Below are 14,504 nucleotides of genomic sequence, written 5' to 3'. Positions count from 1 at the left end.
ATACCTAGGTATGCTTTTTTAATGTTATGTACGAGATTTAGTTAAAAACTACGTTTTCACTACCTGGAGCAGCTTTGAACTCAGAAATAATTTTAACGCAATCGGCCTTAATCTCATCACTGTAGCTTTCTTCTGCGCGCCAACGCGCCGTGTCTTGCTTAAATATTTCTTTTTTAGAATATTTTTTGCGGGCATCGTGTGTCGGCATTTCTTTTACCACTTGGTACATCTTATAAATGCCAGGGTACTGTATGGTTAAATCTCGCTCGTCTTCAAAGCCATATTGCGACATAAGCACCCACACGCGCAAACATCCCTCTGAAAACTCACATTGTTCTTCTTTCATTGCGCGCGCAATTAGATGAATACTGTCGGCGAGCTTAGCATTTCGCTTTAAACGAGATGCTGCAAGCTTTTGCTTTTGCTCTGCTTGCTTTTTAGCTATTAACTTTTTTTGTGCACTTAACTTGTACAACAACTGACCCGCATAAAATGCCAAACCAGCTATAATAATAGCCCCTAAACACAAGGCAACGATCACAGCAGTACTCATTGATTACCCTTAATTACTTATCTTCGTCTTCATCATCGTCTAGCCATTCACTGGCAAGATCGTTTGATAAATACTGGTCAAAGTCTGAATTACTCTCTTCGCCAAAGTCATCTTCATCATCAAACTCGTCTTCATCCTCAAGGCCTAATAATTTGCATAGAACCTGATGGCGAGCAATTCGACTATTAAAGTACTTAGCATCTTTACCAGTCAGCATCTCACCGCCTTCATGACGCTCAACCAACTTAAGTAAGCGTACATCATTTTCAAGCTCTTCAAGCTCTTGCTCTGGTGTAAGCTCTGGCTGAACTACTTTTTTAAGTTCAACCACTGGTTTTAAGTTACGTTTCATTTCTACTTTTGGTTCAGCAGCAACAGGCACTAAAGACACCGGCTTTTTACTACCAATACGTTTATCTCTCGAACCTGAATGCGATGTTTGGTTTTGTTCTTCAACCAAATCTGGCGCATTACGAGAACCAGGCTTAGCACCTTTGGTTTTTTTAACACGCTGCTCTTTTAACGCACGCATTTCTTTAAGCTTATCTTGGCTTAAGCGAACAGGTCCATTTGATGGGATTTTGCGTGACTTTTTCTTTCTACTCATATCTTGATCATCTCACTTAAGAGGTTTTGAGCGAGGCGTATATTAATAGGCATCGCAATGCTGGCATAGCCAGAAGAATTCAGTTTGCGCTTTAGAGGTTGGGCTTCTCTTTAACATGACGCACTAGCATATTGCTAAACGGTGGGTATTGTAACAGGACAAATAAAAAGGCGGTAGAGAAAACATCTCTACCGCCTACTAATCTGAGCGCCATAAAATGGACACTTCTCCCTTCGACTTTTTAGTCTTTGTTATTTTTATTATTATCAGTCCGTATTGTTATTATTTTTACGTTCCTTGTTTCATTCCATTTTGTTTTTATTATTAAACTTCCATGAGTTATTTTATTATTTTCGGTCATCCTGACTCTTTTGTAGTATTTCCTTTAGTAGCACAATCTTTGTGCTATGTAGTCGTGCCGCGCTACTTTCCTTATAGCTGTTTCCATTTTTTTATTGTTTTTTGCGACAGCTGTTAATTTACTCGTTAATAATTTTGTTACAACTGGTTTATATCTTTTTTCTTACATTACAGCCATACATAAATAAAAGCCTATTTAAATAACAACAACTTAACAAATAAAAGACATTTAAAATAAGACTTTTACCATACATCCGTATGGTCAATGTCTCACAAAGTGAAAGACGATATCGCGAATTTCAGACACAAAAAAAGCAACCGAGGCTGCTTTTTTTTCATATTACACTGTAGTTGGTATCTAAATTTAGATAAATACGACTTTAGTGTAAACCGCCTAAGTACTTAGAAAGCACTTCAATGTCTTTGTCTGTTAGCTTTTTAGCGATGTCACCCATCATACCGTTTAGGTCATTATGGCGTGTACCATTACGAAACTTTTCAAGCTGAGACTTTATGTACTCTGGGTGCTGAAAAGACACTTTTGGAAACTTAGCTAACGATGAGCCGTTACCACGAGGACCATGACACGAAGCACATGAAGGAATTCCTCGCTCTGCATCACCGGCTTTATAAAGCATAGCGCCAACTTCAACGACGTCTTTAGGGGTTGAACCCTCTGACATGTTTAGTGACGAAAAGTAAGCTGCCAGATCTTTCATGTCTTGTTCGCTTAGTGGCATTGCCATTGCGCTCATTACAGGATCCATACGGCCTTCTTTCCCGCCTGATGTCATACCTAGTTTCAAATCCTGAAGTTGCTTTAGGATATAATCTGGGTGTTGGCCTGCAATTTTAGGGTAAATAGTAATCGGTGCATTACCGTCTGGGCCGTGACATGCCGCACACGTTGCTGATTTTTGTTTACCTGCGTTTACATCGCCATCAAATGCTGTTGCGTTGCTTGCTGACAACGCACCAAGCAATATTGTTAAAGATAGTGCTATTTTTTTCATGGTGAATTCTCTGTTCCCGACCCTGTATCATCTACAATCATGATGTTGCAATACATATATTCTACACGATAATAAATTCTCTGGCACGTTTTCTACACATATTAAGCTTATAATTTACAGGGTTTTGACTAAGGTGAAGCTTTAATATGCTTTAAATGTACCACAGACACTGATTTAAGGTATTTAAATACGCTTTTTAATACATCTTTTATAGTATAAAATACGTGCCCTAAGTAAATTTGGTTTACTTAACGTTATTTTTAAAGTTTTAGGAGAGCCTGTGCTCAAATCTCGTATCAAATATAATACCGCGTCTTTCGTTACAAGCGCTCCAGACATTACTAAATTACCTGCTGATACGGGAATTGAAGTTGCGTTTGCGGGTCGTTCTAATGCTGGTAAATCAAGTGCGCTAAATGCATTAACCGATCAAAAATTAGCACGTACGAGTAAAACCCCTGGGCGAACTCAGTTAATTAATACGTTTGAGTTAGCTGATGTTGATAACATGCGCCTCATAGATCTACCAGGCTACGGTTTTGCCAAAGTACCAATTGAAATGAAGAAGAAATGGCAAAAGTCATTAGGTGAATATCTTCAAAAACGCCAAAGCTTAAAAGGAATAGTTGTTTTAATGGATATTCGTCATCCGTTAAAAGATTTAGACCGCGACTTAATTAATTGGGCGATTGGAAGCGAGATTCCAGTATTGGCCCTGCTAACAAAAGCTGATAAATTAAAGCAAGGTGCAAGAAAGGCACAAGTACTACAAGTTCGCCGCGAACTAAGCGAGCTGGACGGTGATATTACTGTCCATGCATTTTCATCTTTAAAAGGCACTGGATTACCAGAAGTAGCTAAAAAACTAGACGAATGGTATTTAGGCCCCGTTATCGCGGTACCACCTGTAGAAAAAGTAGCTGACGAAAGCAGTTCAGACACAAACACTGCAAGCTAACTTAAGTAAAACACCTCACCTGCAGATTGAATAAAATAGCCGAGCTCATCAGACTCGGCTTTTTCTGCCCACTGATAAAACACACTTCTTGCTATACGTGCACTACAACCAAAAGGTAATATTAAATAAGGTACTTTAGCGCCCTTATAATTTTTTACCCGTAAGGGCTGTTGCTGGCAAACAATCCACTGCCTGGCTAAATTATCAATACAACACAAAGCCTCGCCTTCATTAGTTTGCTTTAAAAACCAATCAACAATAATAAACGGCGCATCTTCTACTGTAATCGTTACTTTTTCGATAGGTGTTTTTAAATAAAAATGTGCACCCTCTTTGCACAATACAGAAGCAAACAATTTGACCATAGGTAGTCTTGTTATTTTACTACCATCGTAAAACCATTCCCCTTGGTCGTTAATAACGATTGGCAACTCACCACAATGAGAGGGTTGCCAACTATCAAAGGGCTTACTCGGCTCACTTAACTGTTTACTGAGCTCATTAAGCGAAATCACTGTTTATTAAGCGTTAATGCAAATGAAACTGGGATAGCCGTTGCAATCGAAGGCAAACCAGCAAGCTCTTGTAACTGTTTAACTCCCTCTGTCACACCAAAGTCGCCACTATTTATGATGACTGGCGAAAATGAAGCAAGCGTCAAATCACCACTTTTATTGCTATTTACCAGCACATCAATTGAAAGCGATTTTTTGTTACCATGAAAATCAAGCTCTGCGCTAATACCTTTTAACACGTAACTACCCGGTTTTTTAATTATTGCTAACGACGGCTTCAAATTAGCTGTTAGCACGGCTTTTGGGAATGTATTTACTTCAAACAAAAGGCTTGTAAGCCTTTGATTACGAATAGGTATATACGTTTCTACTGATGCTAAATTTATATAAACATTAAACTTACCTTTATCGTTAAGCTTACCTTCGATTGCAGTGAAGTGATGGGCTTCTGCAATTGTGTCTTTCTTTATAGAAACAAAACTTACCTGGCTTTTATCGTTGTCTAGCAGCCAATTAGCAAAGGCAAAATTAGACATAAATAAACTTGATAACGAAAGGCCTGTAATCACTAACGCTTTAAACATAACGCACTCCTTTAAACACATAGATGAAGGTAAAACCTCATTGAATACTATCATTTAGAAATAGCTTAAACCATACTAAAATATGAGATTGTAATATCGTAACTAATACTGGCTATAATTACGGGATTTAAACGTAAAGATGATCACAATAGAAGTAATAATTAGGTCGAGAATACTGAAAAGTGCGGAATAAAAAACGGCCTAATAAAAGGTTATTAGGCCGATATAGCAAACTGGGGAGTCGCTAACAATTTGTTGCATCTTTACAGACGCATCATCAACAGGATGTCCTACAGAGTAGGACGGGCGGGACTTTAACAAAAGCGCGCATAAAAATACAATCATATTCTGCATTAATAGTTAGAATTGACGAACATGTAACCATTTGGCATAAATAATTACCTATTTTAACCAATTATTAACTAAATTCTGTTTATATAAAATTGACCGGTAAGGTACTACTATTTTTAATACACATAAAAAAAGCGCCTATTGGCGCTTTTATTATTTATAAAGTTTAGTGGGCTTGTTCCCAGTTTTCACCTTCGTCAGCCTCTACTATTAAAGGTACATCGAGTGAAGCAGCTTGTGACATTAACTCGCAAATTTGTTTTGTGTAAGCCTCCGCACAATCAGTTTTAATCTCAAATACTAATTCATCGTGCACTTGCATAAGCAGCTTCACGGTATTTGGAGCTTGTTCGTACACCCACTGATTAACACTTAACATAGCCTTTTTAATTATATCAGCAGCAGTGCCTTGCATAGGCGCATTTATAGCAGCACGCTCCGCGCCTTTACGACGGGCTCCGTTACGGGCATTTATTTCAGGTAAATGCAATCTGCGTCCAAATATTGTTTCAACATATCCATTTTCTGCTGCTTTTTCGCGTGTTGTTTCCATGTACTCTAATACGCCTGGAAAACGTTCAAAATATTTATCAATATAATGTTGAGCTTCATGGCGTGGTACATCTAACTGGCGTGCTAAGCCAAAAGCCGACATACCATAAATAAGACCAAAGTTTACGGCTTTTGCTTTACGGCGCATGTCTGTTGTTACGTCATCTAAATCAACACCAAACACCTCGGCCGCGGTCGCACTATGAACATCTAAACCGTTTGCAAAAGCATTAAGCAAACCTTTATCTTGTGAAAGATGCGCCATTATGCGTAATTCAATTTGGCTGTAATCGGCTGCCACTATTTTATAACCATCGGCAGCAATGAAGGCTTCTCGAATACGACGACCCTCTTCTGAGCGAATAGGAATATTTTGCAGGTTAGGATCGGTAGAACTTAAACGCCCTGTCGCTGTTACAGCTTGATGATATGACGTGTGTACACGCTGTGTTTTTTCATTAACCATAAGCGGTAGTTTATCGGTATATGTTGATTTAAGTTTTGATAAACCACGGTGTTCAATAATAACCTTAGGTAACGGGTAATCATGAGCAAGCTCTTGAAGTACCTCTTCTGCGGTTGAAGGTGCACCTTTAGGTGTTTTTTTAATTATTGGCAGCTCTAGCTTTTCAAACAATAATACTTGTAACTGTTTTGGTGAGCTCAGGTTGAAGGGTTCACCTGCAATTTCAAACGCCTCTTTTTCAAGTTCAATTAAGCGCTCACCTAAACGTTGGCTATGCGCGCCAAGCATGTTGCTATCAATTGCAACCCCTGTGCGCTCAATATCTGAAATGACGCTTACCAAAGGCATTTCAATCTCTTCAAATACCGATTTAAGCTTTTCATCTGCCTCAATTTTAGGCCACAGTACTTCGTGTAAGCGAAGTGTTATGTCCGCGTCTTCTGCTGCATAAGGCGCTGCTTTGTCGAGTTCAATTTGATTAAACGTCAGCTGCTTTTTACCCTTGCCTGCAATATCTTCAAAGCTAATATTTTTATGACCTAAATACTTTAATGCCAACGAATCCATATCGTGACGCGTACCTACGCTGTTAAATACATATGACTCAAGCATAGTGTCAAATTTAATACCATTGAGTTCATAGCCGGCATTGGCTAATACGCTTTTGTCGTATTTAAGATTCTGCCCTACTTTTGCTTTATTAGCGTCAGCTAAAATTGGCCCAAGCTTTTGCATCACAAATTCAAGGCTTAGTTGATCTGGTGCATCGGGGTAATCGTGCGCAACAGGTAAATATGCAGCTTCTCCTGCTTTAACGCTAAAACTCATGCCTACTAATTGCGCTTGCATATAATCGAGGCTAGTTGTTTCTGTATCAAAAGCAAAAAGATCAGCGCCATTAAGTTGCTCTATTAACGTATCAAACTGCGCCTCTGTTAAAATAGTCTCGTAATGAGCCTCTTCAACTTTTGGTAATTCTGTTTCTTGCGATGGAACTGCTAAGTGAGTTTGTGCATCACTTGGGTTATCTAGTAGCTCAGCTAACCAACGACGAAATTCGCATTCACCATATAAAGCAATTAGCTCGTCTTTATTTGGCTCCTGCAATTTAAACGTATCAAGATCTGACTCAACCTCAACGTCACACTTAATGGTCGCCAACTCATAGCTTAAAGGTAAATGATCTAATGCATTTGCTAATTTTTCACCAATTTTACCTTTAATTTCGCCTGCGTTATCCATTACACCTTGCAGAGATCCATATTTTTGTAACCATTTTACAGCTGTTTTAGGGCCACAGCCTTCTACGCCAGGAATGTTATCAACCTTATCGCCCATCAGTGCTAGGTAATCAATTATAAGATCTGGGCCCACACCAAACTTTTCAACAACTGTGTCAGGATCTGAAATACTGTCGGTCATCGTATTAATGAGTGTCACATGCTCATTCACAAGCTGGGCCATATCTTTATCGCCGGTCGAAACCAGTACATGGCGTTTTTGCTCAGAGGCAATTCGCGCAAAGGTTCCAATGACATCGTCTGCTTCAACCCCTTCAATACTAATAAGCGGAAACCCCATTGCTTTAATAATACTGTGGATAGGTGCTATTTGGGTGCGTAAGTCGTCAGGCATAGGTGGGCGATTAGCTTTGTATTCGCTGTACATGTCGTTACGGAATGTTTTACCTTTGGCGTCAAATACAACCACCATATGCGAGGGATCATACTGTCTGATCAAGCTTTTCAGCATATTAATAACGCCATAAATAGCGCCCGTAGCCTCACCTTTAGAATTAGTTAGATGTGGAGGAGAATGATAAGCACGAAATAAATACGACGAACCATCAACTAAAATAAGTGGATTTTCGGGGATCTGAGCCATGGTGAATTTGGATCCTAAATGCTAAAAATTATGATAATTGTAAGCATGCCATAAGGGTTAAAATAAAACGACTATCAATTGATATTCGGTATTTTATTAAAATAAGAGCAAGCTGTGGATAAGTATGTAGATAACAGGCACAAATAATTCTTCCAAGGCCTATTTGAACGCCTAGAAAAATGATTAACTATATGTTTTAATTTAAAAAAGATAATACGAAGTTCTTTTTTTATTATTTTTAAACCAATGTGGAAAAAGGTTTTGTATGGCTACTAGTGCCATCATCTACTTTGGTTATTCGTGTCCAATTAAATAACCGGAGGAGTATTCTAGCATAATGGATCGAAGATCATAGCGATCCTTTATACTTTTTTTTATTGGTGCTAATTGTGAAATGGCATATGCCGCATTGCAACTTACTTAGCGGATAATTTTCACATAAAAATTAATTTAAATAGGCAATTTCGTCCGTGTTAAACTTCAAACTATAGACTGAATAAATTAAATCAAGGAGCACAAAAGCATGAAAAAAGTAGCCGTGTTATTAGCTGGAAATGGTGTATACGATGGTGCCGAAATTAATGAAGCCATTTTGACTCTTTTACACATAGCTAAAAATGGTGCAACCTACCAGTGTTTTGCACCAGACATAGAGCAACTTCACACTATTAATCATCTAACGGGTGAGGAAATGAGTGAAAAGCGTAATGTATTAGTAGAAGCTGCACGTATTGCCCGAGGTGATATAAAAGCGCTTAACCACCTTAATAGCGATCAATTTGACGCATTAATAGTTCCAGGTGGTTTTGGTGCTGCGAAAAACTTATGTGACTTTGCGGTCAAAGGCGCACAAGCGACCATTAACAACGACGTATTAAACGCCTGTAAAAAATTCGCTAATGCCAATAAACCAGCCGGCTATATGTGTATCGCGCCTGCGTTAACTCCATTTATTTACGACGATGCAAAAATCACTATTGGCAACGATAAAGACACAGCAGCCGCACTCACTAAGCTTGGCGCAACACACTTAAATTGTGACGTTGATGACGTTGTAATTGATCAACACAATAAAATTGTGACTACACCTGCTTACATGCTAGCGCAATCGATTGTTGAAGCAGATGAGGGGATCGAAAAACTTGTTAAATCCGTACTAGCATTAAATTGATTGTAACAAAGGTTATTTATTAGATGACCAGGTATATTGGCTAAATAAATACGCCAAGGCACTTATTTTTGTTGAGCTAACGCAAAAAGTAGCCAGTTTTTAGTAATAAAAATACCTCTTAGCATTTTATAAATTGCCTCAGAGAGTTATAATCGGCGTAATTTCCGTCATCTATATCGTGATTGATCACGTTCAAATCGAAGTGAGCAAGGCAAAATGAAAAAATTAACAGCATTAGCATTATTAGTGTTAGCAACTACAGCATACGCACAGCCATATGATAACTCTATGACTGAAGATGCAATTAAAAAGCGTTTAGCACCTGTTGGTGCTGTGTACCTTGAAGGTGATAAAGCTGCAGTAGCTGCCGCGCCAACAGGGCCTCGCTCTGGTGAGCAAGTTTACCAGGCTGCGTGCTTTGCATGTCATGGTACAGGCGCATTAGGTGCACCTAAATCTGCAGACGATTGGGCACCGCGTATTGCCAAAGGCAAAGATACGCTTCTTGAGCATGCAATTAACGGCTTTAATGCAATGCCAGCTAGAGGCACATGCATGGATTGTTCTGACGATGAAATAAGCGCAGCAATCGACTTCATGACAGCAGAATAACGCTCAGTTATACATAAAAAAAGGCTTAACTTGTTAAGCCTTTTTTTATGCCCAAAATACCGCGTTAACCATTATTTTTATTAGAATATCAGCTTGACGCTAAGCACTAAAAGTGAAAGTATAAGTCTAATAACTATACAATAATAATATCGGTTACATCATTGGAAGATAAACTCCCTTCATCGCGTAGATTAGCGTATCAAAATAAACGCCTCAAAACCCTACTCGAAAAGTACAAGCAATCACACCATTTGCAAAATGCGCTTATCCAACTTTCTGAGCGCGCGAGTACGGTTGCGGAGTTAACACTACTTTATCCCGCTATACACGATATTTTACAAAAGTATGTCCCCAGTAAAAGCTTTTACGTTGTTTTACAAAACCAGCAGTGCCAAACATTAGAGCTTTCTTATTTTTCAGATGAAAAAGATGGCATTGCAGTACCACTAAATCACTCTAATAGTTTTGATGAAGGTGCTACCGGTTACGTATTTAAAGAAGGTAAAACCACATACTTTACAAAACAGCAAATGCAAGAGGCAGCCGCTAATGGCTTATTCAAAGCGCTAGGCACACCCGCTGAACATTGGGTAGGTGTACCTGTGTACCAAGAAAAAAATATTATTGGTGTGTTAGCCGCTCAAAGCTATGACGTAAATCAAAGTTATAACTCCCAGCAAATACAACTTCTTGAAGTGATGTCGCTGTATTTAGCGACGGCGATAGAACGTGTAAAAAAACGTGAGTATTTAGAGTCAGAAGTAAAAATTCGTACTCGAGCACTGACTCAAAGTAACGATGCACTTAATCTTGAAGTAGCTAATCGTAAACGCGCGCTGCAACGTCAACAAATTTTATTTAAAGTATCTGAAATCGCCACTCAAGCTAAAAACCTTGATGATGCTTACGTTAAAATACATGGCATAATAAAAACAATTACCTACGCAGAAAATCTTTATATTGCACTCTATGACAAAGACTCAGGCTGGATAACATTCCCTTACTGTGTTGATGAATATAAGGAAAATACTCAGCCCCGTCAGTTTGCCAAAGGCTACAGCGAATTAGTAATAAGCACCGAAGAAACGCAGCTTATTAACCCAGAAAAAGCACAAGCATTATTAAATAGTGGCGTGGTACAACGTTCAGCCCCCGTTCCTAACAAACAAAAAGCGACGAGCTGGCTAGGTGCACCTTTAAAAACATCGCAGGGTGTTATTGGCCTTATTGTGTGCCAAGCATACAACAATAAACATATTTTTAGTCAAGACGATAACGAATTAATTACGTTTGTATCGCACCAAATAGCGGCTGTTTTACAAACTAAGCTAGCAAATCAGGCTATAGCTAAAAGTCACCAAGAGCTTGAATTTAGAGTAAACGAAAAAACAAAAGAACTGCAACAAACTAATTTGCATTTGCAAATGCAAATTGAAGAACGAAAAAAAATAGAGCAGCAGCTTTATCATGACGCCCATCACGATTCGTTAACAAGCTTGCCAAACCGCAGTTTATTTTTAACCCAATTAGAAAAAACGCTTCAACACTTTCAGCGTTTTCCAGAGCGTCAATTTGCTGTTCTGTTTATTGATTTAGATAAGTTTAAAGATATTAACGACCAACTAGGTCACCAAGCTGGCGATCAGTTCTTAATTAATGTGAGTGAGCTGTTTTCACAATGTATTCGTGAACATGATTTGTTAGCCCGTTTAGGTGGAGATGAATTCGTTATTTTACTAACGCATTTAACCGAACCACAGCAGGCCGAAGATGTGGCTAATCGTATTATCGATTTAATGAAAAAGCCTTTTAATATTAATGGCACTTTGCTGCAAAGCGGTGCTAGCATTGGGATAAACTACTCAAAACAAAGCTATAAACATACCGACGAAATTATTCGTGATGCCGATGCCGCGATGTATCATGCAAAAAATTCTGGAAAAAATCGTTACGAGCTGTTTCATCCGTTACTCACTCAATCAATAGCTGATGTAGGGCAAAAAGCACTGCATCATCTTGATGTCATGCCAATGAGCTTTAGAAGCTCAGAAATTATTACACTAAACGAGCAACAGCAATCTGAATCGCTATTTGAAGCGTTCGGTGAGCACCCAATTTTAGGGTTTACCAGTTTTGAGGTTTTGAAAAAATTTGCTACCGACAAAGAGCAACACTTAAAAGTAGAGTTGCAACTGCTAGCGTGTGCTTACACGCAGGCCATAAATGCAAATGTGGCAATGGCATTAGTACCATGCTCTTGCTTATTACTTGAAAAACACGAATTTACTTTATTTGTTGATGTGTTACATAAACAACGTGGCCCAAGCCAACTTTGTTTACTTTTTGATGAGCAAGAAATTCGCCATGCATGTGCTACTCAGCTAGAAAATCTTAAGCGATTATCTTTGTTAGGCTACTCAATTGGCTTAAATAATTTTGCTAAAGACAGATGTGAACTTAACCTATTAACCGATGTAAATTTTGACTATCTATTGCTTAGCTCCACCTTTAGCAAGCGAATATTGCAACAAGATAGTTACGACCTGCAACTACAAGGTGTGCTTCCTATCACTAAGCTCAAAAAAATGAAGGTCATTGCAAAAGGACCCTCTATTCTTAATTTTAGAGCCTTATTGGAGAAACATGGCTTGTCATATTTTGTTGGCAAACAGCATACACTACCGTGCTCTAAGCCAAATCAAGGACACCTCAGCCAGTCTATTTAAGCCTGTGTATTACTCAGGCTTTTTAAACATAGCACGTAAGTTTGCTACCCTGGCCTGCCCTTTTTCCATTCGCTCTGCCTGCGAACTAGGCGCCTTTTTGTTTTCAAATGCTAAATCATCTTGCGGTAACTCTTGCACAAATCGACTTAACTCTGTTTCATAAGTTTCACCAAATTGACGGCGAATTTTTGCATAAGTTAATGTTAACTCTTGCTGAGCACGCGTAATACCCACGTAAGCGAGTCGGCGCTCTTCATCTACATTGTCTTCATCAATACTTACCTGATGAGGTAATAACCCTTCTTCCATGCCAACCATAAACACATACGGATATTCTAAGCCTTTAGAAGCATGCAATGTAAGTAGCTGAACTGCATCAGACTCATCTTCTTCCTCGTTACGCTCAAGCATATCACGCAATGTAAGTTTACTAACCACCTCGGCAAGCGTCATCGGCTCGTTGTCAGCGTCTCCGGTTAGCATGTCTGTGATCCAACGATATAATTCAGAGACGTTTTTCATTCTCATTTCGGCCGCTTTAGCACTGGGCGATGATTCGTATAGGTAGGCTTCGTAATTAATATTACGCACTAAATCTTTCACTGCCTCTAACGTATCACTGCGTACCGCGTTATCTGACAATTCGACAATCCATCGAGCAAACCCAGCTAAAGCGTTAAAACCACGCCCTTTTAGCCTGTAGCCTAGGTCGTTATCAAAACAGGTAGCAAACAAACTTTGATGTTTTTCGTTGGCTAAAGTACCCAGCTTTTCAAGCGTTACTGTGCCTATTTCTCGTCGCGGCGTGTTCACTATACGTAAAAATGCGTTATCGTCATCTTGGTTCACGAGTAAGCGCAAGTACGCCATTATGTCTTTAATTTCTGAACGCGCGAAAAACGACATGCCGCCACTTATTTTATAAGGGATACGGTTGCTCATTAATGACTTTTCAAAGCCGCGTGCTTGGTGATTACCACGATACAAAATAGCGTAGTCTTTGTAGCTGGTGCGCTTCATAAATTTATGCGAAATAATTTCAGCAACTACACGCTCCGACTCATGCTCTTCATCACGACACCCAATAACTTTTATCGGCTCACCGTACCCTAACTCACTAAATAGTTTTTTTTCTATATCGTGCGGGTTGTTGGCAATGAGTATATTGGCAGATTTAAGTATTCGCTGCGCGCTTCGGTAATTTTGCTCAAGCTTTATAAGCCTAAGTCCGGGATAATCTTTACTCAAAAGAACAAGGTTTTGCGGACGTGCACCACGCCATGAGTAAATCGATTGGTCATCGTCGCCCACTACAGTAAAGCGTGCTCTCTCACCTACGAGTAGCTTTACAAGCTGATACTGGCTGGTGTTGGTATCTTGGTATTCATCCACCAGCAAGTATTTAAAGCGTTGCTGCCAACGCTCACGAGATGTTGCATTGCTAGTAAGTAGTAACGTAGGGATCATTATTAGATCGTCAAAATCTAATGCATTATAAGCACGTAATTGTGTTTGATAGCGCGCATATAGCTGCGCGAATAACGCCTTTTGCGCGTCACGCGCTTCACGTATTGCTTGCTCTGGCAATACTAATTCGTTTTTCCAGCTACCAATTTCCATTTTAAGTAGCTTGAGTAAATCTTTGTCTTTTTTTAATTCATCTTCAGTGAGCTCCGACAACAGCTGGTTGGTATCTTGATCGTCAAACAACGAAAAACCAGGTTTAAAGCCAAGTGTACTTATTTCTTTTTTTATTATTTCTAAACCCAGTGTATGAAACGTTGATACCCATAACCCTTTTGCTTCTTGCTTGCCAAGCGTTTGTAATACACGCTCACGCATCTCTTTAGCCGCTTTATTAGTAAAGGTAACCGCTGCAATATTACGTGCTTTGTATTCACATTTTTGCACTAAGTAAGCAATTTTGTTTGTAATAACGCGGGTTTTTCCAGAACCGGCACCAGCAAGTACTAAACATGGACCACTAATGTATTTTACTGCTTCATCTTGTTTTGGATTGAGTTTCATAACGACCAGAAAGATTTAAAAGACGCGCAATTTTAACGTAACCATTACTACAGGCATAGCAATTGCCATAATTAATTACCTAAACATGATCATGTGTTAAATGAGGTGGGTATAAGGTAATATT

At 39.1% G+C, this 14,504-nt stretch carries 11 protein-coding genes; 4 read left to right on the top strand and 7 right to left on the bottom strand.

Going from position 1 to position 14,504, the window contains the following annotated elements; translation table 11 throughout:
• Nucleotides 1-37: 37 nt before the first annotated feature.
• From CWB65_RS17655 to CWB65_RS17645, 3 genes are all read right to left on the bottom strand, one after another.
• Nucleotides 38-553, bottom strand: a complete 516-nt coding sequence (locus CWB65_RS17655) for a DUF2489 domain-containing protein (protein ID WP_008133237.1) — start codon at nt 551-553, stop codon at nt 38-40.
• A gap of 13 nt (nt 554-566) precedes the next feature.
• Entirely contained in the window at nt 567-1,160 is a 594-nt protein-coding gene (gene yihI / locus CWB65_RS17650; RefSeq protein WP_008133239.1) for a Der GTPase-activating protein YihI, read from the bottom strand.
• Between the two features lie 740 nt (nt 1,161-1,900).
• The gene (locus CWB65_RS17645) at nt 1,901-2,533 is read right to left on the bottom strand and encodes a c-type cytochrome (protein ID WP_006793065.1); all 633 of its coding nucleotides are present in this window, start codon (nt 2,531-2,533) and stop codon (nt 1,901-1,903) included.
• A 280-nt stretch (nt 2,534-2,813) separates the two neighbouring features.
• Between CWB65_RS17645 and yihA the strand changes: the two genes are divergently transcribed.
• Nucleotides 2,814-3,491, top strand: coding sequence for a ribosome biogenesis GTP-binding protein YihA/YsxC (gene yihA, locus CWB65_RS17640; RefSeq protein WP_008133243.1), 678 nt, complete (start codon nt 2,814-2,816; stop codon nt 3,489-3,491).
• Here yihA and CWB65_RS17635 read toward each other — a convergent pair.
• From CWB65_RS17635 to polA, 3 genes are all read right to left on the bottom strand, one after another.
• Complete coding sequence (locus tag CWB65_RS17635; RefSeq protein WP_006793063.1) at nt 3,488-4,006, bottom strand: DUF1285 domain-containing protein; 519 nt, start codon at nt 4,004-4,006, stop codon at nt 3,488-3,490. The genes yihA and CWB65_RS17635 overlap by 4 nt on opposite strands.
• Nucleotides 4,003-4,590, bottom strand: a complete 588-nt coding sequence (locus CWB65_RS17630) for a YceI family protein (protein ID WP_138741113.1) — start codon at nt 4,588-4,590, stop codon at nt 4,003-4,005. Before CWB65_RS17630 ends, CWB65_RS17635 begins: the two co-directional genes overlap by 4 nt.
• 517 nt (nt 4,591-5,107) lie before the next feature.
• A complete protein-coding gene (gene polA / locus CWB65_RS17625; protein ID WP_008133247.1) occupies nt 5,108-7,843 on the bottom strand; it encodes a DNA polymerase I in 2,736 nt (911 codons plus the stop codon).
• 523 nt (nt 7,844-8,366) lie between these two features.
• On the opposite strand from polA, the gene elbB reads away from it, so the two are divergent.
• The 3 genes from elbB (at nt 8,367) to CWB65_RS17610 (ending at nt 12,352) form a co-directional block, all read left to right on the top strand.
• On the top strand, nt 8,367-9,014 hold the full coding sequence (elbB, locus tag CWB65_RS17620) for an isoprenoid biosynthesis glyoxalase ElbB (RefSeq protein WP_008133249.1): 648 nt from the start codon (nt 8,367-8,369) through the stop codon (nt 9,012-9,014).
• A 216-nt stretch (nt 9,015-9,230) separates the two neighbouring features.
• Entirely contained in the window at nt 9,231-9,626 is a 396-nt protein-coding gene (locus CWB65_RS17615) for a c-type cytochrome (protein ID WP_006793059.1), read from the top strand.
• 161 nt (nt 9,627-9,787) lie between these two features.
• Entirely contained in the window at nt 9,788-12,352 is a 2,565-nt protein-coding gene (locus CWB65_RS17610) for a bifunctional diguanylate cyclase/phosphodiesterase (RefSeq protein WP_138741112.1), read from the top strand.
• A 9-nt stretch (nt 12,353-12,361) separates the two neighbouring features.
• Here CWB65_RS17610 and rep read toward each other — a convergent pair whose 3' ends face one another.
• Complete coding sequence (gene rep, locus CWB65_RS17605; RefSeq protein WP_138741111.1) at nt 12,362-14,380, bottom strand: DNA helicase Rep; 2,019 nt, start codon at nt 14,378-14,380, stop codon at nt 12,362-12,364.
• Between the last annotated feature and the right edge of the window lie 124 nt (nt 14,381-14,504).

This window comes from Pseudoalteromonas sp. S554, from assembly GCF_005930865.1.
Taxonomy (GTDB): domain Bacteria; phylum Pseudomonadota; class Gammaproteobacteria; order Enterobacterales; family Alteromonadaceae; genus Pseudoalteromonas; species Pseudoalteromonas marina.
Note: the sequence above shows the minus strand (reverse complement) of the source record. Positions and strands in the feature narration are given on the sequence as shown.

Coding starts and splice junctions, on each gene's coding strand:
- CWB65_RS17655 (WP_008133237.1), bottom strand. CDS start 553: ATGAGTACTGCTGTGATCGTTGCCTTGTGTTTAGGGGCTATTATTATA.
- yihI (WP_008133239.1), bottom strand. CDS start 1,160: ATGAGTAGAAAGAAAAAGTCACGCAAAATCCCATCAAATGGACCTGTT.
- CWB65_RS17645 (WP_006793065.1), bottom strand. CDS start 2,533: ATGAAAAAAATAGCACTATCTTTAACAATATTGCTTGGTGCGTTGTCA.
- CWB65_RS17630 (WP_138741113.1), bottom strand. CDS start 4,590: ATGTTTAAAGCGTTAGTGATTACAGGCCTTTCGTTATCAAGTTTATTT.
- polA (WP_008133247.1), bottom strand. CDS start 7,843: ATGGCTCAGATCCCCGAAAATCCACTTATTTTAGTTGATGGTTCGTCG.
- elbB (WP_008133249.1), top strand. CDS start 8,367: ATGAAAAAAGTAGCCGTGTTATTAGCTGGAAATGGTGTATACGATGGT.
- CWB65_RS17615 (WP_006793059.1), top strand. CDS start 9,231: ATGAAAAAATTAACAGCATTAGCATTATTAGTGTTAGCAACTACAGCA.
- rep (WP_138741111.1), bottom strand. CDS start 14,380: ATGAAACTCAATCCAAAACAAGATGAAGCAGTAAAATACATTAGTGGT.